The organism is Candidatus Microthrix parvicella Bio17-1 (assembly GCF_000299415.1).
GTDB lineage: Bacteria > Actinomycetota > Acidimicrobiia > Acidimicrobiales > Microtrichaceae > Microthrix > Microthrix parvicella.
This window is the reverse complement of sequence record NZ_AMPG01000006.1, coordinates 77,229-100,422: the sequence shown is the minus strand read 5'-3', so window position 1 is coordinate 100,422 and position 23,194 is coordinate 77,229. Positions and strand designations below refer to the sequence as shown.

General features: G+C 65.2%; 21 protein-coding genes. 3 read left to right on the top strand and 18 right to left on the bottom strand.

Features of this window, described 5'->3' with window-relative positions:
• Positions 1–12 precede the first annotated feature (12 nt).
• The 11 genes from MPARV_RS0118330 to MPARV_RS0118280 form a co-directional block, all read right to left on the bottom strand.
• The gene (locus MPARV_RS0118330) at positions 13–1,575 is read right to left on the bottom strand and encodes an NADH-quinone oxidoreductase subunit N (protein ID WP_012225104.1); all 1,563 of its coding nucleotides are present in this window, start codon (positions 1,573–1,575) and stop codon (positions 13–15) included.
• Positions 1,572–3,185, bottom strand: a complete 1,614-nt coding sequence (locus tag MPARV_RS0118325) for a complex I subunit 4 family protein (RefSeq protein WP_012225102.1) — start codon at positions 3,183–3,185, stop codon at positions 1,572–1,574. Before MPARV_RS0118325 ends, MPARV_RS0118330 begins: the two co-directional genes overlap by 4 nt.
• Positions 3,185–5,266, bottom strand: a complete 2,082-nt coding sequence (gene nuoL, locus MPARV_RS0118320) for an NADH-quinone oxidoreductase subunit L (RefSeq protein WP_020379282.1) — start codon at positions 5,264–5,266, stop codon at positions 3,185–3,187. The genes MPARV_RS0118325 and nuoL overlap by 1 nt, the downstream gene beginning before the upstream one ends.
• 4 nt (positions 5,267–5,270) lie before the next feature.
• Complete coding sequence (gene nuoK / locus MPARV_RS0118315) at positions 5,271–5,597, bottom strand: NADH-quinone oxidoreductase subunit NuoK (RefSeq protein ID WP_012225099.1); 327 nt, start codon at positions 5,595–5,597, stop codon at positions 5,271–5,273.
• The gene (locus tag MPARV_RS0118310; protein ID WP_020379281.1) at positions 5,594–6,265 is read right to left on the bottom strand and encodes an NADH-quinone oxidoreductase subunit J; all 672 of its coding nucleotides are present in this window, start codon (positions 6,263–6,265) and stop codon (positions 5,594–5,596) included. The genes nuoK and MPARV_RS0118310 overlap by 4 nt, the downstream gene beginning before the upstream one ends.
• A complete protein-coding gene (gene nuoI, locus MPARV_RS0118305) occupies positions 6,265–6,954 on the bottom strand; it encodes an NADH-quinone oxidoreductase subunit NuoI (RefSeq protein ID WP_012225094.1) in 690 nt (229 codons plus the stop codon). Before nuoI ends, MPARV_RS0118310 begins: the two co-directional genes overlap by 1 nt.
• A complete protein-coding gene (locus tag MPARV_RS0118300; RefSeq protein ID WP_020379280.1) occupies positions 6,954–8,243 on the bottom strand; it encodes a complex I subunit 1/NuoH family protein in 1,290 nt (429 codons plus the stop codon). Before MPARV_RS0118300 ends, nuoI begins: the two co-directional genes overlap by 1 nt.
• Entirely contained in the window at positions 8,243–10,870 is a 2,628-nt protein-coding gene (nuoG, locus tag MPARV_RS0118295; protein WP_155852371.1) for an NADH-quinone oxidoreductase subunit NuoG, read from the bottom strand. The genes MPARV_RS0118300 and nuoG overlap by 1 nt, the downstream gene beginning before the upstream one ends.
• Positions 10,863–12,269, bottom strand: coding sequence for an NADH-quinone oxidoreductase subunit NuoF (gene nuoF / locus MPARV_RS0118290; RefSeq protein ID WP_020379279.1), 1,407 nt, complete (start codon positions 12,267–12,269; stop codon positions 10,863–10,865). Before nuoF ends, nuoG begins: the two co-directional genes overlap by 8 nt.
• Positions 12,269–12,910 carry an NADH-quinone oxidoreductase subunit NuoE family protein gene (locus MPARV_RS0118285; protein WP_157789718.1) on the bottom strand — a complete coding sequence of 214 codons (642 nt, stop codon included), beginning with the start codon at positions 12,908–12,910 and terminating at the stop codon, positions 12,269–12,271. The genes nuoF and MPARV_RS0118285 overlap by 1 nt, the downstream gene beginning before the upstream one ends.
• A gap of 142 nt (positions 12,911–13,052) precedes the next feature.
• Positions 13,053–14,624 carry a glycoside hydrolase family 5 protein gene (locus MPARV_RS0118280; RefSeq protein WP_020379277.1) on the bottom strand — a complete coding sequence of 524 codons (1,572 nt, stop codon included), beginning with the start codon at positions 14,622–14,624 and terminating at the stop codon, positions 13,053–13,055.
• Between the two features lie 81 nt (positions 14,625–14,705).
• Here MPARV_RS0118280 and MPARV_RS0118275 point away from each other — a divergent pair, with 81 nt between their 5' ends.
• Positions 14,706–15,650 carry a DMT family transporter gene (locus MPARV_RS0118275; RefSeq protein WP_100221366.1) on the top strand — a complete coding sequence of 315 codons (945 nt, stop codon included), beginning with the start codon at positions 14,706–14,708 and terminating at the stop codon, positions 15,648–15,650.
• Between the two features lie 176 nt (positions 15,651–15,826).
• Here MPARV_RS0118275 and MPARV_RS0118270 read toward each other — a convergent pair whose 3' ends face one another.
• Positions 15,827–16,186 carry a hypothetical protein gene (locus MPARV_RS0118270; RefSeq protein WP_020379275.1) on the bottom strand — a complete coding sequence of 120 codons (360 nt, stop codon included), beginning with the start codon at positions 16,184–16,186 and terminating at the stop codon, positions 15,827–15,829.
• Between the two features lie 468 nt (positions 16,187–16,654).
• Positions 16,655–17,221, bottom strand: coding sequence for a hypothetical protein (locus MPARV_RS24995; RefSeq protein ID WP_020379274.1), 567 nt, complete (start codon positions 17,219–17,221; stop codon positions 16,655–16,657).
• A 49-nt stretch (positions 17,222–17,270) separates the two neighbouring features.
• Between MPARV_RS24995 and MPARV_RS23125 the strand changes: the two genes are divergently transcribed.
• Positions 17,271–17,462 (top strand): LPXTG cell wall anchor domain-containing protein, encoded by a 192-nt coding sequence (locus MPARV_RS23125; protein ID WP_012225080.1) that lies wholly within the window; start codon positions 17,271–17,273, stop codon positions 17,460–17,462.
• A gap of 249 nt (positions 17,463–17,711) precedes the next feature.
• Positions 17,712–19,268 carry a hypothetical protein gene (locus tag MPARV_RS24200; protein WP_031279251.1) on the top strand — a complete coding sequence of 519 codons (1,557 nt, stop codon included), beginning with the start codon at positions 17,712–17,714 and terminating at the stop codon, positions 19,266–19,268.
• Between the two features lie 105 nt (positions 19,269–19,373).
• On the opposite strand, the gene MPARV_RS0118245 is transcribed toward MPARV_RS24200, so the two are convergent.
• The 5 genes from MPARV_RS0118245 to MPARV_RS0118225 form a co-directional block, all read right to left on the bottom strand.
• On the bottom strand, positions 19,374–20,696 hold the full coding sequence (locus MPARV_RS0118245; RefSeq protein ID WP_020379272.1) for an NADH-quinone oxidoreductase subunit D: 1,323 nt from the start codon (positions 20,694–20,696) through the stop codon (positions 19,374–19,376).
• Entirely contained in the window at positions 20,696–21,103 is a 408-nt protein-coding gene (locus tag MPARV_RS0118240) for an NADH-quinone oxidoreductase subunit C (protein ID WP_235045356.1), read from the bottom strand. The genes MPARV_RS0118245 and MPARV_RS0118240 overlap by 1 nt, the downstream gene beginning before the upstream one ends.
• Positions 21,104–21,171: 68 nt before the next feature.
• Positions 21,172–21,753 (bottom strand): NADH-quinone oxidoreductase subunit B, encoded by a 582-nt coding sequence (locus MPARV_RS0118235; protein ID WP_012228948.1) that lies wholly within the window; start codon positions 21,751–21,753, stop codon positions 21,172–21,174.
• Positions 21,750–22,202: an NADH-quinone oxidoreductase subunit A gene (locus MPARV_RS21675; protein ID WP_012228950.1), complete on the bottom strand. Its 453-nt coding sequence runs from the start codon at positions 22,200–22,202 to the stop codon at positions 21,750–21,752. The genes MPARV_RS0118235 and MPARV_RS21675 overlap by 4 nt, the downstream gene beginning before the upstream one ends.
• 2 nt (positions 22,203–22,204) lie before the next feature.
• On the bottom strand, positions 22,205–23,194 hold the full coding sequence (locus tag MPARV_RS0118225) for a hypothetical protein (RefSeq protein WP_012228952.1): 990 nt from the start codon (positions 23,192–23,194) through the stop codon (positions 22,205–22,207).

Genomic DNA, 23,194 nt, shown 5'->3' with positions numbered 1-23,194 from the left:
ACCCCCGGCTACTCAGCCGAGGATGACGGTTGCCTGGCGGGTGAGGTTGGTGATCAAACCCGGGAAGATGCCGATGATCAACACGCCCACCAGGCAGAGACCAAGCGCGATGCCGGCGGTGCGGGGAAACGGCAACTGTGCCCGGGTGACCGCTGGGGTCGCGCCGTCCTCTGCCTCATCGGAGGGCCAATACATGGCACCGACTATGCGCAGGTAGAGGAACGCCGAAACGACGGCGGAAACCATGGCGGCCACCCCCATCCACCAATGACCGGCATCGACTGCCGCAGTGATCACACCAAACTTGGCGAAGAAGCCGCCGGTGAAGGGGACGCCTGCCTGCGCAAGGACGAACACCACCAAGGCCAACGCCAACGCAGGTCGAGCCGTCGGAAGTCCCCGAAGGTCGGCCAGCGAGGTGTGTCCGTCGCCCTCACGGCTGATAACCGTGACGACGGCGAAGGCGCCGATGGTCATCAGGGAGTACACGGCCAGGTAGAACAACGCCGCCGAAATGCCCTGGGCGGAGGCCGCGTCGACGGCGACCAGGATGAACCCGGCGTGGTTGATCGACGAGTACGCCAGCATGCGCTTGACATCGGTCTGCACGATTGCGCCAAACGCACCACCAAAGAGCGACAGCAGCGCCAACACCTCAATCACCGGACGCCAGTCGCCCCGGTAAGCCGGAAGCGCCACCACCAGAAGCCGCAACAGCCCTGCAAACGCACCCGCCTTGATGGCCGAGGCCATGAAGGCGGTCACCGGGGTGGGGCTTCCCTGGTACACGTCGGGCGCCCACCAGTGGAACGGCACCGCCGCCACCTTGAAACCGAGCCCGATGATCACCATGGCAATACCACCCAACAACAGGTTGTCGGAGACCAGCCCCTGACCGTCGAGGTAGGTGCGCATAGCACCGAGGCTGGTGGTACCGGTGGCGCCGTAGAGCAGTGCGATGCCGTACAACAGAAAGGCCGATGCGGCGGCACCAAGGATGAAGTACTTCAGACCCGCCTCGAGCGAGCCGATGCGGCGGCGATGCATGGCGGCGAGCGTGTACGCGGCAAGCGACAGGATTTCCAGACCGATGAACAAAACCACCAGGTCATTGGCCGATGCCATCACCATGGCGCCCGCCGCCGAGAACATCATGAGCGCATAGGGCTCGACGCCTTCGAGGCCCTCTCGAGCCAGATAACCGTGGAACAGCAAGGCCACCAGCACCACTGCGGCAGCGATCACCCAGTAGGCAAACACCGAGAATCCGTCGACGCCCACCGCCCCGGCGACCGCCGAGGTGGGGCCACGGGTGGGGTCGATGATGCGCAGCCAGAGCGGCACACCGGATGCCATCGACGCAAGGCCCACGACGACGGTGCCAAAGGACGCCACGTGGCGAGGTACCCCGTTGGGCATCAGCGCACCGAGGAGCAGCAGCAGCAGGGCGCCGCCAAACATGATCAGGATCGGTGCCAGATATCCCCAGGTGACGTTGGGCGTCACCGCAGGCGCTCCGGCCTGGGTGGCCGATGTTGCTGCACCGGGTAGCCCTTGTAGCACGGTGGCAATCATCCTTCACCCTCCCCGGCCTGGCCGGAGTGCTGTGGTGCGTCGGCGACCTGAGGCGCCTCAGGTGGCTTCGGCGCGCGGTAGTCGGCGTGCCGCTCCACCTGCACCACCACCCGCTCCACCGATGGACTGATGCGATCCAGCACTGGTTGGGGGTACACACCCAGAAATACGATCACGGCGACGAAGGCGGCCATCAGGCCCCGCTCACCCAGCTTCAGGTCGGTCATGGTGTCGTTGTCTCCAACCGGTTCACCGTGGAACACGCGCTGGTAGCCCCAGAGGAGGTAGAGGGCGGCGAGGATGACGCCAAACACCGCCACCACGGCCCACCATCGATGGGTCTGCCATGCGCCGAGCATCGACAGGTACTCGCCGACGAATCCGTTCAGGCCGGGAAGCCCAACCGAGCTCAGCATCACGATCATAAAGAACCCGGCCAGGACCGGCGCCTTGACCTGCAGGCCACCGAGCTCGTTCATATCGCGCGTGTGGCGGCGCTCGTAGATGTAGCCGACGAGGAGGAACAGCGCGGGCGTGGAGATGCCATGGTTCAACATCTGCAGCACGCCGCCGTTGACCCCAATGACCGTGAGTGAGAACACACCGAGGACGATGAAGCCCATGTGGGCCACCGACGAATACGCCACGAGACGTTTCAAGTCGGTCTGCATGGCAGCCACGATCGCGCCGTAGATGATGCCGATGACCGCCAGCGTCATGATCACCGGGGTTGCCCAGTGGGCGGCCTCGGGGAACAGTTCCAGACCAAAGCGAATCAGGCCGTAGGCGCCCAACTTCAAGAGCACACCCGCCAGGATGACCGACCCGGCGACGGGCGCATCGGTGTGCGCATCGGGTAGCCAGGTGTGCACCGGGAACATGGGCACCTTCACCGCAAATGCAATGGCGAAGCTGGCAAAGATCCACCGGGCTGCATCGGTGGAGATGGCCTGGCTGGCGGTGAGTTCGACCAGGTCGAAGGTCATACGACCGGTGGCCTGGGAATTGAGGAACACCAGCGACAGAAGGCCAACCAGCATGAAGGCCGAGCCAAACATGGTGTAGAGGAAAAACTTGTTGGCCGAGTAGGTGGCGTTGCCGTGGCCCCATCGTCCGATGAGGAAGTACATCGGCACGAGCACCATCTCGAAGCAGAGGAAGAACAACAGCAGGTCGAGCGAGACGAAAGCGCCGATTGAAGCTGCCATCAAGAGCGACATCCAGGCGTAGTACGCCTTGGGTGCGTGACCTGCGCGGGCCCCCAGGATGCTCATTGGGTACAGCACCGCGGTGAGCACCACCATGAACAGCGAAATGCCGTCCACACCCAAATGCCATGACATACCCCAGTCGGCGACCCAGGTGGCCTGCACCTCAAACTGGTAGCCCGCCTCGCCCCGCTGGAACTGGGTGAGCAGGTAGATCGACAGGGCGGCGGTGACCATCGCACCCATCAGCGCCACCTGGCGGGGCGTGGATTCGTCCTTGGACGGCAGCAGCATGACGATCACTGCGGTCAGCAGGGGCACCAGCACCAACGCCGGCAGTAGCGCCGGCAGAGCAGCGGTACCCGAGGCGAGTACGGTCGAGGTGGCAAACATCGGGGCCATCAGAGCGACATCCTCGTCACGAAGTACAGCAATACGGCAACGGCACCAACCGACATACCCAGCACGTATCGGCGCAACTGGCCGGTCTGCAGCAGGCCAAGCAACCGTCCGTTACGCAGTGATAGACGGCCAAGACCGTTGACGGCGCCATCGATGATCTGCCGGTCGAACTCCGCCAGGCCATCGAAGAATCGACGACCCGGTCCGGCGACAAACGAAGACAGGCCCTCGTCGTAGTGCCAGGCAGAGCGGAAGAACCCCAACTCGAGCCGACGCGGGTCGGCCTTACGGAGCAGGTACACCCCAAAGCCTCCGGCGATGCCGAGCAACGCCGTGATGATGGCACCGCCGGCGAGAGCGATCAGCGTTGGGACACCCGGCGCCTCATGGCCGTGGGCCAGCGCCGGCTCAAGCCAACGCTCGAGGTAGCGGGTGTTCTCGGTGAACGGAAGGCTGAGTAACCCTCCGACGACCGCAAGGCCTGCCAACACCACCAGGGGTATCAGCATCAGTGGCGGCGATTCATGTGGATCCTCGTCTGGGCCGAGGCCGATGCCTTCGGCGCGCGGCTCGGTGATTGGCACCAGGCCCCACTCGGCATCAGCTCCGAGCGAAGCCCCAACAGAGGCCGGGATGGTCGGAGAAACGCCTGACGCTGTGGTCTGGGCGCCTTCGGCGGCGCCCGCATCGGCGGCGCCCACCGTGGCGGCGACGGCAACGGTTGCCTCGACGGTTTCCGGGCGGAAGCGCTCGGGGCCGAAGAACACCAGGATCACCTGACGGGTCATGTAGAACGCGGTGAGCAGTGCGGTCAGCAGGCCAATGGCCCAGAGCGCCTTACCCCCTGCGTCAAACTCCCATGCGCCGGCGAGGATGTCGTCCTTACTCCAGAAACCGGAGAACGGCGGTACGCCTGCGATCGCGAGCCAACCGATGATGAAGGTGGTCGACGTGATCGGCAGGTACTTACGCAACCCACCCATGCGACGCATGTCCTGGTCACCGTTGAGCGAGTGGATCACCGAGCCGGCGCCCAGGAAGAGCAGGCCCTTGAAGAACGCGTGGGTGACCACGTGGAAGATCGCTGCGCCGTAGGCGCCAGTGCCCACGGCCAAGAAGGTGTAACCCAGCTGAGAGATGGTGGAGTACGCCAGCACTTTTTTGATGTCGTTCTGCGCCAGGGCCACGGTGGCGGCCCAGAGGGCGGTCAGGGCGCCGACCCAGGCAATGACCTCGTTGGCCAGGGCGGCATTGACCAACACCGGGTTGAGCCGCACCAGCAGGTACACGCCGGAGGTGACCATGGTGGCGGCGTGGATCAGCGCGGACACCGGAGTGGGGCCTGCCATCGCGTCGGGAAGCCACACCAGCAGCGGCAACTGGGCCGACTTGCCGGCGGCGCCGAGAAAAAACAGGAGGCCGATCGCCACCGCCGTCGTACCGGCAATACCGGACGCCGCTGCCGAGATATCGAGGTAGTTCAACGATCCGATGGTGGTGAACACCAGGAACGTGCCCAGCATGAAGCCAACGTCGCCCACCCGGTTGGTCACGAACGCCTTCTTACCGGCCGCAGCGTTGACCTCACTGCGGTGCCAGAACGACACGAGGAAGTACGAGCACGCACCCACACCCTCCCAGCCGAGGAAGGTGATCAACAGGTTGGACCCGGTGACCAGCATCAGCATCGAGAAGGCGAACAGGTTGAGGTAGAGGAAGAACTTGGAGAACTTCGGGTCTCCATGCATGTACCCGATGGAGTACAGGTGGATCAGCGTGGCGACCCCGGTAACGAACAGACACATCGTGATCGACAGCGGGTCGGCCAGAAAACCAACATCGACGCTGAAGGATCCGGCTGGGATCCAACGGAACAGGTTGACGGTCACCGACCGGTCCGCCTCGTCCATGCCGAACAGCCCAACGAAGACCAACACCGTGGCTCCGAAGGACCCGGCCATCATCACGGTGGCCAGCCAACCGGAGCGTGGTTCGCCCAGCTTGGGGCCGAACGCCAGCAGGAGCAGCACACCCAGCAGCGGGAAGGCGGGAATGAGCCAGATCAGCTCGGCAAGTTCCATCAGCTCAACCCCGCAATACCGCGACGTCATCGGCGGTGGCGTTTGGACGTCGACGCATCAGCGCCACGATCAAGCCCAGGCCAACCGTCACCTCGGCGGCAGCCACCACCATCACGAAGAACACCACCATCTGTCCCACCCGGTCGTTCAAGGTTTGACTGAACGAAACGAGCGTGAGATTAACTGCATTCAGCATCAGCTCGACGCACATCAACATGATCAGCGCGCTCTTGCGAACCATCAGGCCCACCAGCCCGATCGCAAACAACCCGGCACCCAGCAGCAGGTAGGCGTCCTGTCCAATGGCGAGATCGGCGGCCAACGGCGTCATCGGGGATCCTCCGCGTCGCTCACGAGGTTGTCCGAACCAGCCGCCCCGGACCGACTCCCGTCAACATCGCCCAGTTCTTCCAGGCGATTCTCCGGCACGTCATCTTCAAAGATATCGATCACATCCGGATAGTCGGCGGCGTCAAGAGGCGTCTCTGTGGAGCGACGGGACAGCAGCACCGCCGCCACCACGGCGATACCCAGCAACGCCGAGGTGATCTCAAATGCCCACACATAGTCGGTGAACACCAGACGCGCGAGTCCTTCAACGTCACGTTCACCCGAGAGCGACCGGGTGACGGCCGCGTCAAGGGGCGCTCCCGCCTTCCCTGCGAACAACACGAGGACCGACAGCACCGCAACGGCGCCGCCCACCACGGCAGCGGCCACCTGCTGCCCCTTCAACGTGTCGGCGTCCAAACGTTCCAACCGGTCAACGCCCACCAGCATGATGACGAAGAGAAACAGCACCACGATTGCGCCTGCGTAGACGATGATCTGCACCGCGGCCAGAAAGTAGGCCTCCTGGGCGATGAACAACACGGCTACGCCAAACAAGGTGGCAATGAGCGACAGCGCGTTGTGGACCGGATTGCGGAAGCCGATCACTCCGAGCGCACCGCCCAACACGATGGCGGCAGAAATTGCGAAGACGACGAACTCCACCATCAGTGGGCCCCATCCGCGTCGTGGGATGCAGCCGGACCCTCTGAAGCAGGGTTGCCAACGGTGGACTCGTCCTCGCCCGACGACCGATCTGCGACTTGGCCTCGCTCGGGTGCACGCACTCCGAAGCCAAGCTCGCCCGACCAGGCGACCACGCCCTCGAAGTTGGCATCGCCCTGTGGGGACGTGGCACGCATCCACGCCGAGGTGTGCTCGTCCTCCTCACCCGACCACAGTTCCCACGGCTGGCGCTGTGCCCTGCCCTTATCGTCGGTCAACAGCTCGGCTTTGGTGTAGATGGCGTCGCCACGCTGGCTGAAGGAGAACGCGAACTGCTTGGTTTCGGTGATCGCCTCGGTGGGGCAGGCCTCGACGCACAGATCGCAGTGAATGCAGCGCAGATAGTTGATCTCGTAGACGAACCCGAAACGCTCACCCGGAGACGTCGGGTCGTCCGGGTCATTGTCGGCTCCGCGCACGTAAATGCAGTTGGCGGGACACACCCCGGCGCACAGTTCGCAGCCGATGCACTTCTCCATGCCGTCCTCGTACCGGTTGAGTACGTGGCGGCCGTGAAGCCGGTTGGGCCGAGCCGTCTTCTCCTTGGGGAAGTCCACCGTGAGGATGCGACCGGTATCGCTGCGCTTGAACAGCTTCTTGAAGGTGACGGCGAACCCGTCGAGGTACCCCATCAGCGCCTCCCGGTCGAACTCGGGGATCCCACCGCATTCAGCTTGCGGGCGGCAGCCAACGGATCGACGCCGGGCGGCGCCACCTCGGAGTCGGCAAGCAGGTCGTGACGACCGGCCTCCCGCCGGGCCGACGCGGCCCTGGAGGCGACCATGATCGAACTCCAACCCAGCAGCAACAGCACCGACACGGCAGCTATCACCGACACCAGATTCCAGCCCTGATCCTGGCCCACCTTCACTGCGGTGAGCACCAGGAACCAACCCAAGGCAAGCGGGATCATCCGCTTCCAGCCAATCTCCATCAGTTGGTCGTAGCGGAACCTGGGCAGCGTCGCCCGGAACCACACGAACACGCACAGGAACACGGCGAGCTTGGCAAAGAACCAAGCAAAGGGGATCAGCCAGGATCCAAGAAAGCCGGTGAGCCCGAAGGTGGGTCCTGCCGGGCCACCGAAGAACAGGGTGACGATGATGGCCGACATCGTGACCGTGTTCATGAACTCGGACAGATAGAACATGGCGAAGCGCATCGACGAGTACTCGGTGTTGAACCCGCCGACCAGTTCCTGTTCGGCCTCGACGAAATCGAAAGGCGGTCGGTTGAGCTCGGCGGTCACTGCGATCAGGAAGACCACAAACGGCACCACGCCCGTGGCCCACAGGTTCCAGTTCCAGGTGGCCTGCCCGGCGACGATGCCGTTGGTGGACAACACGCCTGACATCAGCAGCACCGACGCGACGGTGAGACCCAGTGCCGCCTCGTAGGACACCATCTGGGCGGAGGCTCGCACCGAACCGAGCAACGGGTACTTCGAGCCGGATGACCAGCCCGCCAACATGACGCCGTACACGGCGATGCCGGAAAAGGCGAGCATCAACAGGATGCCGAACTGCGGGTCGGCCACCTGGACCAGCGTCTTCTGGCCGAAGACCGACACCACCCCGTCGCTGTTGTCATTGAAATTTCCGGCCAGGGGCACGATCGCGAACGTCCCAAATGCGGGAATCACCGCCAGAAACGGGGCCAGGCGAAAGACGAAGCGATCGGCCCGATCGGGCAGTAGATCTTCCTTGAAGGCCAACTTGAGGCCATCGGCGAGGGTTTGCAGCAGGCCGAACGGCCCGGCCTTGTTGGGACCGATGCGGTTCTGCATGTCGCCGATGAACTTGCGCTCGAACCACACCATGAGGATCACGGCCACCAGAAGCGCCGTAAACGCCAGCACGGCCTTGAGCGCCACGATGCCAACGGCACCCCAGCCGAAGCTGCCGGAGAGGAGGGGGTCCATTAGCTCAACCCCCCGTCGACGGTTTCGATGCGCACCTCGGTGAGGGGCGCATCCGGATCGCACAGCGCCAGCGCTCCAGCCTGCGCTGCTCCGCTCAACTCCAGGTTGCCGCGGGCAACCGCTTCGTCGCTTCGAGCCGGAACCGTGATCGCCCCGGACGGCGTCCTCAGCGTGAGGTTGGCGCCCTCGTCCACTCCAAGCGGCGAGAAGTCAGCGGGGTTCAGTCGAGCCTCGGGAGCGACCGTCAGAGGACGGCTGGAGGGCATGGAATCCAGCATGGTTCCCGAATCGTAGAGCCGCCGCACGAGCACCAGGCGCAACGAGTAACTGGAGATGGCCGGAACCTGGGTTGGATCGCCCGGCTCAAAGCTCAGGCGGTCGGGCAATCCGGCCTCGGTCCACGCCACATCATCGAGGATGGGCACCACCACGCCGTCCTGTCGCCCCGGATCCTCAAGCTTGCCCAGGTCGGCCCCCGCAAAGGTGGGCACGGCGTGTTCGATCTCTGAATCGATGGCCTCGATCGAGGTGAGCCCGAGGTCGGTGCCCAGGCGCTCAGAAAGTTCGGCGGCGATCACCCAGTCGGCCCTGGTGGACCCGGGAGTGGTGACCCGCCGGCCAAGAGCGGTCACCCGGCCCTCCATGTTGACGGTGGTTCCACCCACCTCCCCGTGTGCCGAAACCGGCAGCACGACGTCGCTCACCAACGTCGAATCGGAGTGGTGTGTGGCAAGGCTGATCACGGTGGCCCGCTCCAGGGCGGCCACAGCATCCACGTCGGCAACCAGGTCGGAGATCGGGTCGGCCCCCAGCAGGATCAGCGTGCTGATCCGGCCATCGGCTGCGGCCTCCACGATGCCCGCCGCATCCAGGCCCGCGGTCGCAGGCACCGTGTGCCAGTAGCCGGAGAAGTAGTCCCGGCCGGCGTCAAGCGTCATGCGCCCGGGCAACAACCCCGGGGCCATGCCCAGCTCGAGTGCCCCTCGCACGTTGCTACGCCGCAACGCAGTGAGGAAGGTGGCGTCAGGTCGGGCCTCGCGGATTGCAGCAACGGCGTCGGCGACCGGGCCGTATCCCTCGGACAGGGAACGACGACCAAGTACCACGCGCAGCGGACCCTCGCCCTCGATCAGCTTGGCCGCTTCGCTCAGCAGTTGGGGATTCACCGATCCTGACGGTTCGGAACCCACGCCCAGCAGTGCGGCAACGGCGCGGCCCAGCTCACCCATCGGCACGCCAAGGCTGACCCGAGCCAACCCATCGAGGCTGCCGGGAACCGCCGCTGCGTTGATCAGCGTGACACGATCGGTGGTGACCGCGTGGCGCAACCGCAGGTACAGCACCGGCAGTTCCTCGCGGGGGTCGGGGCCCAGGTACAGCACGGTGCCGCCGGGCTCGCACACGTCGTCGATGGTGGCGGCGGGTAGACCCAGTGCCAGCTCTGCGGGTAGGCCATCGCCCAACTGTGCGTCGACGTTGTCCGTACCCCAGACCCCCTTGGCCAGCTTGGTCCAGGCGTAGGCGGCCTCGTTGGTCAGCCGGGCACCTCCGAGCACCCCGATCGAGTCAGGGCCGCCATGGTCAAGGGACGATTTGATGGCTGCGACAGCGGCCGAATAGGCCTCCGACCAGCGCACCGGCGCCAGTTCGCCACCGCTACGCGCCATCGGTTGGAGGATTCGGTCGGTCTTGTTGGCCTCGAAGCCGAACCGGCCCCGGTCACACAGCCAACCCCAGTTGACGGGGTCCGAATCGACGCCTTGAAGGCGCAGCAGTTCGTCTCGGCTTGACTGCACGGTGACGCGGCAGCCCACCGAGCATGACGTGCAGGTGCTCTCCACCTCGGTCAGATCCCACGGACGGGCCTTGAATCGGTATGGCTTGGCGGTCAGCGCACCGACCGGGCAGATCTGCACCGTGTTGCCCGAGAAGTACGACGCAAAAGGTTCGTCGGGGAACGTGGCGATCTCGGTGTTGTTGCCCCGGTTCATGAAGGTGATCAGGGGGTCGCCGGCGACCTCATCGGCAAACCGCGTGCAGCGGTCGCACAGAATGCAACGCTCGCGATCGAGATACACGGTTTCCGAGAGCGAGATCGGCTTCTCGTAGTGCCGCTTCTCCTCCACGAACCGGCTCTCACCAGGGCCGTAGGCCATCGACTGGTCCTGCAGTGGGCACTCGCCGCCCTTGTCGCACACCGGGCAGTCGAGCGGGTGATTGATCAGGAGGTACTCGATCACCCCGTCCTGGGCCTTCAGCGCTCCGGGGCTCTCGGCGTTCACCACCATGCCGTCGGACACCCGCTGCATACAGCTGGGCAGCAGCGCCGTGCCGCGCGGGCCCTCGATCTCCACCAGGCACATACGGCACATACCCACCGGCTCCATGCGCGGGTGGTAGCAGAACCGGGGGATGTAAACGCCGTGGCGCTCGACCGCGTCGATCAGCAGGTCGCCGTTCTGCACGGTCATCGTGCGCCCGTCGACGGTGATCTCCACCGGGTCGGTAATCTCGATCGGCTTGGGGTTCTCCGGGGCGAACCGGGTCAGTGTGGGGCGTTGACGACCCAACTGAACCGGGACCTCCTCCAAGCCCTCGACGGCCTCGGCCTTGGGGTCCTCAGACACGGGCACCTCCACCTTGCGACTCGTTCTGCGCAGCAGCGATATAGGCGTCGAACTCTCCTCGGAAGCGCCGCAGCGCCGAGGTGATCGGCGCAACGGCCGAGGGGCCGAGCGGGCAGATGGTGGTCTGTCTCGGGGGGAACGGGATGGCCTCCAGGCCCTCCGCCTCCCATGCCGCATTGGGGTAGGGGCCCGGCGAGATGTTGTCGCCGACGTCCTCGAGCAGCCCGATGTCGGAAGGGCGGCCGTAACCCTCGATGATGCGGCGGAGGATGCGTTCCAGCCAGGTGGTCCCCTCGCGGCACGGCGTGCACTTGCCGCAACTCTCGCGTGCGTAGAAGCGGACCAGCCGCAAACACGCGGCCACCGCATCGGTGGTGTCGTCCATCACCACGATCGCACCCGAGCCCAGCATCGACCCGGCGCCGCCGATGGCCCTGCCTTCCAACGCCATGCCCACCTGTTCGGGGTAGAACCAGGGAGCGGAGCCACCGCCGGGGATGAACATCTTCAACTGGTTGCCGTCGCGGATGCCCTGCCCGTAATCCTCGCCGTAGAACAGGTCCTCGAACGTGGTCGTGCCCTGTGGTATCTCGTACACGCCGGGCCGATTCACGTGCCCTGACAGTGCGATCAGGCGGGTGCCGGGGCTGGCCTCGGTGCCGGTCTTGAGGTAGTTCTCCACCCCGTGGTTGAACAACCACGGCAGGTTCGACAGCGTCTCGACGTTGTTGACGATCGTCGGAGCCATGTAGAGCCCCTTGGCGGCCGGAAAATAGGGCGGCTTCAAGCGGGGCATACCCCGTTCGCCCTCGAGCGACTCGATCAGCGCGGTCTCCTCGCCGACGATGTAGGCGCCGGCGCCCCATGCCATGACGATGTCAACCGAGTAGTCGGTTCCGGCGATGTTGCGGCCAACCAGACCGGCGGCATACGCCTCATTGAGGGCGGCGGCGATGCGCTCCTGCGCATGGGCCATTTCGCCCCGGACGTACAGAAAGACCTGCGAGGCCCCCACCGCATAGGCGGCGATGAGGCAACCCTCGATCAGTTGATGTGGGTCGCGCTCCATGAGGAGGCGATCCTTATAGGTGCCCGGTTCGGACTCGTCGCCGTTGACCACGATGTAGCGGGGCTGCACGTCGGGGGGCAGGAAGCCCCATTTGACGCCCGCGGGAAACCCGGCGCCTCCTCGCCCCAGCAGTGTGGCGTCGCGCACGGTGCTGAGCACCTGCGACGGGGCCATCGAGAGAATCTGGTTGAGCGCGGCGTAGCCGGTGTAGCTGCCGGTGTCCTTGTAGCCGTCAAGCGTGTGGCCGTTGAGCTCACCGAAACGGGACGACACCACCAGGGGGGTGCCGTCGGCCGCACCGAATGTGGAGTGGTGATTGCGGTAGCCCATCAGGCGCCACCCTCGACATCGGTTGGGGCCAGGTCGGCCTCGCGGCGGGTGAACCACTGCGGTGCCACCTGGATTTCCGGCGGCCCGATGTTGGCCACGCGGTCGTCGGGGATGTGCTGGCGCACCAGGGCGAGGGTGCCGTGCGCGGGCACCACCTCGTCGATTGCGCCCGAGGCGATGTCGTCAAGCAGTTCGTCGAAGTCTGCATCCGAAAGTTGGCCGAAGTAGCGGTAGTTCACCTGACACATCGGCGCATCCGTGCACGCCGCCAGACATTCGGTGTCTTCCAGCGTGACCCTGCCATCGGCCGTGGTCGAGCCTGCGCGGATACCCAGGCGCTCCTCGGCACGGGCCAAAAGCTCGGCCCCACCGAGCACCAGGCAGCTGATGTTGGTGCAGATACCCAACACATAACGACCGGTCTCGTGGCGCTTGAACATCTCGTAGAAGCTGGCCGTGCCCTGCACCTGCGCGGCGGTGACCCCCACCAGTTCGGCGACGTGGGCCATACCGTCGTCGGTCAGGTGGCCGTGCTCCTCCTGCACCAGATGGCACAGCGGGATCACGGCCGACTTGGGGCGTGGGTAGCGGGCGATGATCTCTCGCGCCAACGCCTCGTTCTCAGGGCTCAAACGGCTCACGATGTTGCCCGCCTCTGCCCGGTCGCGGGAGAGGAAGGAGTGCGCCGCCACGGGTCGGGTTGCATTGAGTCGAAGGCTACTGACGCCATCGCGACCCACCAAAACCGCCGGCAGCGACACCGTGCTTCGAGACGTCTTCGGTCTAACGGATGCGGCCCGCGGTGAGGTCGAATGCAGCCGGCATCCAGCCGGCATCGTCGATTCCGGGACAGGTGCGGCCATCGATGGCGAGCAGTGCAAACTCACCACCGAATGTGCCACCGATCGACAGCTGCCACCAGGTGCGCGACACCGGCGCGGCTCTCCCCTCAACGAGGGCTCCGTCGTACAGTTCCTGACTGGCCTTGGCGTAGGCCTGGGCCGTCGCCAGGTTGCCGTCGGGCGCACACGTGGTGAGGATGCCGTACTCCCCGACGAAGATCGGCAACCCTCCGGCTGCGGCCCAGCGCTGCATCTGGGCCAGGTAGCCGCGCCGCTCGGTCAGTCGCCGCCCGAAGGACACCAGGTCGGGGTCGTAGGTGGGGCGACCAGGACGTCGAACCTCAGATCGGTCCTGCATCTGGGAGCTGGCCCAGCCGTCCTCGGTGTAGCCCTGACCTGCGGCCGATCCGGCGATCACAGCAAGCGTGTAGTCGTGGTGCGACCAAACGACGTTTGGTAGGGCGATGGGTGCCAGGTTGACGCCCTGCAGGCTGGCATCGCCCTTGTCAGGGCTGAGGATGAGGATCTTGGTGGAGTTGGCACTGCGCAGCGACGCCTGGCCCTCCGACGCCAACCACCTGGTGTACACGGCATCGATCAGTCGTTGGGTACGCGAGGTGGCCGAGCCGGTCTCATCGCCAGACGCCTCCGCCTCGCTCACCGGTTCCACCGCCACCACGTTGCGGCCACGAGCCGTCGACGCGTCGTAGCGCTTCAGGATGGTGCGGATGAACCGAGTGGTCTCGGGTAACACCAGCACCTCATCCATCAGGTCACCCAGTTCATTGGGACGGGCCTTGCAGTCGTCGTCCTGCGCCACACCGGTGACCTCTTCCCACGCCCACGCGGGCACATTCCACTTCGCCCCGGCCAGCCGATGGTCCGCTGTACACGGACCATCGGGCGTTCGCACGTGGATCAGATCCAGAATCACGTGGATATCGGCCTTGGCGGCAACGTCGATCAGGTCATCGAGTGCGGCCAAGCCGTCAGGATCGATTCTGATCGTTCCGTCAGGCGCCCGGTACTGAAAGCGGGGCCAGTCCAGCGCCACCCGCACCAACGAAAAGGCCGGAGCGCCGTCGGCACCCATCGACTGCAGTTCGCTGTTCACCAGGTCATCGGTCCACCGCCCACGTTCGCGGTATGGGCCCTGCTTCAGGTTCACCCCGTTCAGGGTCACCGGCACCTCAGCCGTCGGCTTGGCTCCGGCCCCCAACGCCAGGGGGCTTACCTCATCGCCATGAGCGCCTGTCTGGATGAATGCATGAGGCGCCACTGCGCAGAAAAGCTCATCGGTGGCAGGACAATCCGTTGCGGCACCTGGCACCTGATTCGCGGCGCCCGTTGTCGGCTCGCCACCCCGTGCCGGCTTGCCGGTACCGGCCTCGCCCTGCTCCAAGATGCCCGGCGTGCAGGCAGCCGACAGTCCCAGTGTCACCAGCGCAACCGCCCACCCGGCGCGCCGCCCCGGCCGCCGCCGGTCAATCGTCCGCCGCATCCATGCCTTCATGAGAACCCCATCGACCGCCTGATGCCCACGCTGAGCATCCGGTCGGCGTGGTGGCCTCAGGGCTGCAGGCAGAATGGGCCGATGCCCCAACCACCCCCCAACGAGCCGGCCCCACCCGGGTCATCAGGTCAAGCCTTCGTCGCCACCGACTGGGCGCTGTTCCTCTCGATTGCAGGTATCTGGGGCGCATCGTTCCTGTTCATCTCCATCGGCCTCGAAGCCGTCAGTCCCGGCACGCTCACCCTCCTCCGAGTCGGACTCGGCGCGCTGATACTCAACCTGCTCCCCGGGCCGCGCATGAGGACCCAGCCAGGCGATCGGGTTCGGGTCATGGCACTTTCGTTGTTGTGGGTGGCCATACCTTTCACGTTGTTTCCCATCGCCGAGCAGCACATCAACTCGGCGGTCACCGGCATGCTCAACGGCGCCATGCCGATCTTCACGGCGCTCTTCGGGGTGCTCTTCTTTCGAACCCGCACCTCCGGCGCGCAACTGTTGGGAGTCGCCGTCGGGTTCGCAGGCGTCGTGGCCATCAGCATCCCATCGGCGGGCGACGGCGGCACCAGGGCCTGGGGGGTGGCCCTCGTGGTCATTGCCACCATGTGTTACGGGCTGGCGATCAACCTGGCTGCACCACTTCAGGCCCGCTACGGCTCACGTCCCCTGATGGCCAGAATGCTTGCCTTGGCCACCCTCTGGACGCTCCCATTTGGCTTGGTCGGCCTACCATCCTCCGACGTTGCGGTAGTTCCAGCCCTCTCCATCGCCGTCTTGGGCCTGGTTGGAACCGGCCTGGCCTTCCTCATTATGGGCACCCTGGTCGGCCGGGTCGGCTCCACTCGAGCCTCGTTCATCACCTACCTGATCCCCGTGGTGGCGCTCGGTTTGGGAGTCGTGGTTCAAGGCGACCACGTCGACGCTTTGGCAGTGGGCGGAGTGGTACTGGTGATCGGTGGCGCCCTCCTGGCGGGTCGGGCCGAGACCGACCGTCAAGCACAGTTGCCGGCTGATCACCATCCTGGCTGAGCGACTCCGTCCTTCCCGGAGATCGAGTTTTGCTACGGGTACGGCTGCGGCACCGCTGCTTGGAGACGTGCTCGCTGAATTTCTTGGTGGACTGGATGCAAACGCACCACTACCGTGAATGTTGCACGGTGGGCCGTTGGAGTTCGCCAATGCTGGAGGGAATCACCCATGGGCGTTCATCGTCGCAAAATCTTGTCGGCCGTCGGAGCATCGATGGCGCTCATCGGCGGCCTGCTCGCCGCCACTGCACTCGTCGGCGTGGTGCCGGCCGGGGCCGTCACACTCTGGGCTCCAACCACCGCCTGCGGCGTGTTCGACACCACCACTGTTCCGGCGGGGGTCACCTCGATGACGATCAAGGTTGAGGGCGCCCGCGCGGGCGCGGCGGGGTCGGGCACCTCATCGGGAACCGAGAAGTCCGACCCCGGTTTCGGGGGGAAGGTGACAGCCACAGTGGCCGTCGCCCCGGGAGCCACGATCAGCGCTGTGGTGGGCTGCCAAGGCGGAAACTTCCCCAGCTCGAATTGCGGCGGCAATCCAACACGTCCAGCCTCCTCTGCAGGTTGGTCCAAGGGCGGCGCCGGGGGGCTCGCTGACGACACCGCCTTCTGCCCGGACGACGTCGGTACCGGGGCAGGCGGGGCTTCCAGCGCCGTGTGCGTTGGCGGTACCTGCTCGGCACTCGACCCGTCTACGGCCGCGGTCGTCGCGGGCGGCGGCGGAAGCGCCGGACTGGACAAGTGCTCCGGTGCTGCAGCAGCAGGCCGCGGCGGTGACGGTGGGAGTGGCAGCGCAACCGCAGCCGGAGGCGGATCAGGCCCCTCCGGGGTCGACGGAGAGAGTGCCCATGGTGCTGCCGGCGGGAGCGCCGCAGGCGGGGCGGGTGGAGTCAACTCTGCGGCCGGTTCAGCCAATGGCGGCAATGCCAACGACGGCACCGGAGGCTTGGGCGTGAATGCGTCCAGTGGTGCCGGCGGAGGCGGATGGCGCGGCGGGGCAGCGGGTCAAAGCGCCAACTTCGGCTGCAGCTCCGGGGGCGGCGCCGGCGGTGGCTCGTCGTGGTCCAAGAGTTCCAACACCGCCGTGTCGTTTGCGACGAGCGCGTTGAACGGCACAGGCGCCGTGGCGGTGATTTTCGCCGACCCGCAGGTAACCACCACCTCGTCCCAAGCAACCACCAGCACCACCCAAGCAACCACCAGCACCACCCAAGCAACCACCAGCACCACCAGCACCACCAGCACCACCCAAGCAACCACCAGCACCACCAGCACCACCAGCACCACCCAAGCAACCACCAGCACCACCCAAGCAACCACCAGCACCACCGAACCAACCACCAGCACCACCGAACCAACCACCAGCACCACCGAACCAACCACCAGCACCACCCAACCGGGAGCCACGTCGGCACTCGACCCGTCGGTACTCCCGATCGATGAGAGCACCACCACCGTCGCCGGTTCACCGTCCGAGAGGAACGGGCCACCGAGCACCTCCTCGACGCCGACACCCTCACCGAGCACGCCCACGCCCACACCCACACCCCCACCCACACCGGGCACGGCCACGCCGTCGCCTACTCCCCCTGGTGCCGCCTCACCGGCAGCGGACAACTACGTGGCGCCTGCCAACAACATTCCGCAGGCAGGCGGCAGTGCCCAGTTGCCATCCAACGGTGGCAGCCCGGGAAGTTACGGCAGCCCGGCGTTGGCCAACACCGGCAATTCAACCGCCACCACCCTCCTCGCAGGCTTGGCGCTGCTTCTGGCCGGGTTGCTGCTGGCGGGGGCGCAGCGACGCCGCCGCTAGCCAGCTGGACTCTTGTACTGAAGAGCATCGATGTGGACCAGTGAGTTCACCTCGGTGCTCTTCCCACTTCTGGGTGCAGCCGCGTCGCCTCTCATGAGGAACACAGGGTGGACGAACTCATCCCAGCCGTGCTGGTCCACTTGAAGTCCGCTTCGACCAGGCACGACCCAAGGGTTGTGCGCTACCTTCAGGCCTGAGCGCACGTGGCGCCCGTCACTCACTCACGTGCTCGTCGTTGAGGAAGCAACCATGCACAAGCCCGGTCACAAGTTCCTCTCCAGGCTCGGGGCGGCCCTCACGCTGATCGGCGGCCTGTTGGTTGCCACGGCCCTTGGTGGCGTGTCACCAGCCGGAGCGGCCACGCAGTGGACTCCACTCACGCTCTGCGGCGTCATGGATTCCACCACTGCGCCTGCCGGTACCGTGGCTCTGGACATCATCGCCGTTGGTGGAGGGGGTGGCGACGCCGGCGCCCAAGGTAGTTCTGGCGACTCCGGCAAAGGCCGCGCGGGCGGAGCGGTCACTGCTTCCTTCCCGGTGTCGCCCGGCACCACAGTTTCAGCAACAACCGGCTGCACCGGCGCCAACGGGAAGAACGGGCCGGGTGCATCGCCAGTCGGCCCGACCGGCGGCTGGAGCAAGGGTGGCGGCGCCGGTACCGGGTGGACGCTGGTAAAGAGTGCCGGCGCCAGCGCCGGCACCGGCGGCGGCGCATCAGGAGTGTGCATTGGCCCAGCATGCACTGGTGCCGATCGGTCATCAGCCCTGGTCGTTGCCGCGGGTGGCGGAGGCGGCGGCATCTCAGCCTGCGCCGCCACCAAGGCCGGCAGTGGCGGCGTCGGCGGCAATGGGTCGTCAACGTCAGAGAGCGGCGGGTCCGGCCCGTCCGGCTCCAAGGGCGGAAACGGTCAGGTAACCGCCGGATTGTCGACCGGGGGTATCGGGGGCGACGGCGGCGTGAACTCCACAGCGGCCCGCGGGCCCAACGGCGAATCAGGTACCTCGATCGCTTCGGGCAGCACTTCCACCGCCGGTGGCGGCGGTGGTGGCGGTTACGAGGGCGGCGCCCGAGGTGCCAACTACAACGGCTCGTTCTTCGAGCAATGCAACGGCGCCGGTGGCGGCGGCGGCGGCTCCTCCTGGGTCAAGGACACTGCCACCAGCAGTCAGGCGGCAGAGGCAGCCGGGCGCACCGGCCAGATTCTGGTGACCTTCCGGACACAGGGCGATGCGGTCACGACAGTGCCGACAACGACGCCCCCGTCCAGTACGTCCAGCACCGTCAGCACCACCACCAGTTCGGTGGATACAACGACCAGCAGCGTCAGCACCACCACCAACTCGGTGGCTACAACGAGCAGCAGCGTCGACACAACAAGCAGCACCACGACGGTCGCTCCTGTCGCTCCACCGACAGACCCCACGGTGCCCACCACCGCGCCGATCGCGCCCACGAGCCTGGCCGCCACCACGCTTCCATCACCAACGACGGCACCGGGAGGGGCACTACCGGCAGACAGCAGCACCGCCACCACCACTTCAGCCGCGGCGTCGACGCAGACCCTCAACAGTGCGCCGATGACGGCGGCGGCCCCCACGGTCTCACCGACACCTTCCGGCAACGTTGCCCAAAGCAACTACGCCAACCAGGGCGCCCAGCTGCCAACGAATGCCGGGAGCGCAGGCACCGCCGGCAACTCGGCGTTGGCCAATACCGGCATTTCAGCCGGAGCCGCGCTGGCTGCCGGAGTGGCGCTCTTGTTTGTCGGCCTGCTGCTGGTGGCCGGCGCACGCCGCCGGAACTGACCGCCAGGCTCAGAGCAGCTCCTGGCACGACGTGCGGGCGGCTCCGCCGCGACATCCGGTCGCCAGGTCTCGCTGATGCCCCCAACACGGGTTCGTCCCTGCGAGTTAGCGGTCGACCTCGCCCATAATCGGGTCGACGGACGAGATAATCGCCACGGTGTCGGCGATCATCGAGTCGCCCATCAGGTGCGGGAGCGACTGCAGGTTGTGGAAGGAAGGTCCTCGAATGTGCATTCGATAGGGCGTGCCCGAACCATCCGACACCAGGTAGCAACCCAGTTCGCCACGAGGACTCTCGACCGCGCAGTAGACCTCGCCCTCGGGCACTTTGAAGCCCTCGGTGTAGATCTTGAAGTGGTGAATCAACGCTTCCATCGACTCGTCGATTCGGGCCCGGGGCGGCGGGGTCACCTTCTTGTTCTGCACCTTGTAGTTGCCCTTGGGCATCATGTCGATGCACTGGCGGAGAATCTTGATCGACTCTCGGATTTCGTTCACTCGAATGGCGTATCGATCGAAGCAATCCCCATAACTGCCGACGATCACATCAAAATCGAGTTGCTCGTAGGCCAGGTACGGCTGCTCGCGCCGGAGGTCCCATGCGTAGCCGGTGGAACGCAGGATGGGGCCCGTGGCACCCAGGGTGACCGCCTCTTCAGCGGTGATCACACCAACGCCCTGCAAGCGCTCACGCCAAATCGGCTGGCCGGTCATCAGCTTGTCGAACTCTTGGAGCCGACCGGGGATGAGGTCGAGCACAGACTCCAGCTCGGCCTGCCAGCCATCGGGCAGGTCAGCCGCTACACCGCCCGGGCGGATGAAGTTGTGGTTCATGCGCAGTCCGGTGACGAACTCAAGGAAGCGAAGGGTTTCTTCGCGTTCGCGCCAGCCATACAGCATCATGCCGACGGCGCCAAGGTCCATCCCGTTGGTGGCGAGAAACAGCATGTGGGAGCTGAGCCGGTTGACCTCGCACAGCAACGTCCGGATCCAGGTGGCCCGCTCGGGCACCTCGATGCCCAGCAGTTCCTCGGTGGCGAGAGAAAACACGGTCTCGTTAAAGAGCGGACTTGCATAGTCCATGCGCGTGACGTTGGTGGGGCCCTGCAGGTAGGTGAGCTGTTCGCCGGTCTTCTCCATGCCGGTGTGGAGGTAGCCGATCACCGGACGGGAGCGACGAATGATCTCACCCTCCAACTCGAGCACCACTCGCAACACCCCGTGGGTGGACGGGTGCTGCGGCCCGAGGTTCATGATCATGTGCTGGTCGTCGGTCAGGCCCGAGTGCTGCTCGGCCTGCGTCTCGGTCATGCGCAGTACGTAGGCGTCCTCAAGCAGTTCGGCGCGGGCCGCGTCCAGGTGATCCAGATCGGTACCGCCCGCATTGTCGGCCTCGGGCGGCGGAGCCGTCGGTGTGATGGCGGTCATCAGGCCTCCTTGAATTGCACGGGGATATCACCCACCGCGTAGTCCTTACGCAACGGGTGCCCCTCCCAGTTGTCTGGCATGAGGATGCGATCGAGGCCTGGGTGACCTTGGGGCTCAATGCCGAAGAAGTCCCACATTTCACGCTCGGGAAAGTCGACCGACGGCCACACGCGGATCAGGCTCGGCACAGCCAGGTCGTCTTCGGGAACCTGCACGCGCATTCGCAACCGGGTGCCTGTGGTGTGGTTGAGCAGCGAGACCACCATCTCGAACCGCTCGGGCACAACCTCGACGGGCAGCTGCCGGTCGAAGTGCAACAAATAGTCGACTCCACACAGGTCGACACACATCCAGTAGCCCTCGGAGCGCAAGGCGTTGGCCACCTCGAGAAGGCGATCACGGGGCACGAAGATCACCTGTTGCCGGCCCGTCCCCGCAACCGGGCAATCGAGATGAGAGGTCGAGGCGCTGTCGCTCATGAACGGGGGGCCACGGTGACGGCCTGCGGCAGGTTGGGCCCATCGATATGAATGTTGGCTCCACCGTTGTATCGCTCTCGTCGGCCCAGGATCTCTCCGGCGCGGATCGACGCGTGGAGGGTTTCGATGCCGTGCATCAGCGTTTCGGGTCCGGGCGGGCAACCGGGCACGTAGACGTCGACCGGCACCACCTGATCAACGCCCTGAACCAGCGCATAGTTGTTAAACATGCCGCCGGTGGACGCACACACACCCATGGAGATGACCCATTTGGGGTTCATCATCTGGTCATAGATCTCGCGAAGGACAGGGGCCATCTTCTGGCTCACCCGACCGGCAACGATCATGATGTCGGCCTGCCGGGGAGACGCCCGGAACACCTCCATGCCGTATCGAGCCAGGTCGTAATGGCTGCCGCCTGTGGCCATCATCTCGATGGCACAGCAGGCGAGGCCGAAGGTGGCCGGCCAGGAGGAACGGGTACGTGTCCACTGCACCAGATCCTCCAACTTTCCTGTCAGGAAGTTGTGTTCCAGTCCGGCAATACCGTCGTTGCGAAACGTCAGTTTGTCGCTCATGCGGCCTCTCGACCCTCGGTGCCAACCCTGCGCACGGTGGTGTTGGTGGTCCGATGGGCTCCAACCCGAATGTCGGAGTGACCACGCCGCTTCAGCGGGCCCCAGTCCAACGCCCCGTTGGAAACAAGGAACAGGAACGGGATAAACAGCGTGGCTGAAAACAGCAAGATGTCACCCAGGCCAAAGCCCCCCAGTTCCTTGAAGATCTGAGTAAATGGGAAGAGAAAGATGATCTCGATGTCGAAGACGATGAAGATCATGGCGACCAGATAGAACTTCACTGGAAAGCGTGACGGCGTATCGACCTGATCCACAATGCCGCACTCGTAAGGAGCGTTCTTTCGTGGATTGGGCTGGGGCGGGTTCAGCAGCCTGCCCATAAGCGACGAGACACCCGCAAACAGCGCACCGAGCACCACCAGGGCCAGCACCGGAAGGAACTGGCCCATGGTTAGCTCTTCTCCTTCTCGTGTGCTTCCACCATCGCCATCTCCACCTTGTCTCGATGATGCAGCAGGTAGGCGAAAGACACGAAGAGCACGAAGGTCACGATGGTGAACAGGAACGGCACGAACCGCTTATCACCAAGGTTGCGCAGTTGAACCACCGAGATGGCATCGACGTCGGTGCGAGGCTGCGTGGGCGGTGGGGGTTTGGCAGGGTCGACCTCAAAGTTCTTGGCCTGCCGAAGAGTCACCACCGAGTACAACTCGGGGTGCTTCACTTCAAAGATCGAGAGGAACCGCGTCCAGCCCTGACTGATCAGGGACTGCTCGTCCCCGGGCAGGATCGGCTCGTCCGCCGGCTTGCCACCGAGGTAGAACACGTCCTCGACGAAGTAGTCGGCAGTGCCGGTGAAGCCGGTCAGGCTGGTGGACCGATCCGAGGCAAGGACTGAATCCGCCGCCGCAGTGGTCTCACCACGTCGGGTGTCCTGTTCGGACAGGATGCGCCAGCCCCCGAGTTCCTCGTTGAGGTCATCGCGGATTTGCGAATCGAGCGAGACCACCTTGGTCAGCGTGAGGCGGTGCTCGGTGGACTGCCCATCGACCAGCGCCTTAAACGCTGGATCCTTCATCGCCTCGGCCTTGATATCCGGATAGCGGTTCAGTAGTTCCAGCGGGTCCGGCAGGTCTTCCTCTCTGGGAAGCGAGCCCACCCCATCGGTCTTTGGCTCGTTGTCCCTGGACATGTTGACTTCGATCGCCTGCCAGGACGGATCGCGCCCCTTCAAGCCGATGCCATACATCCACCACACCGAGCTCATGAGGAACATCCAGCCAAAGAGACCAGCAAGGGTGATCAAAATGCCCAGCTTCACGCCGGTATTTGTGGAGACGATCATAAAGATCGATCCGGGTAGCACGGTGACCGCAACGGCAACCACAAGGATGCCGCGGATGGTCGGGTCGAAGGTGATCGCAGCGATCAGCGAGAACAT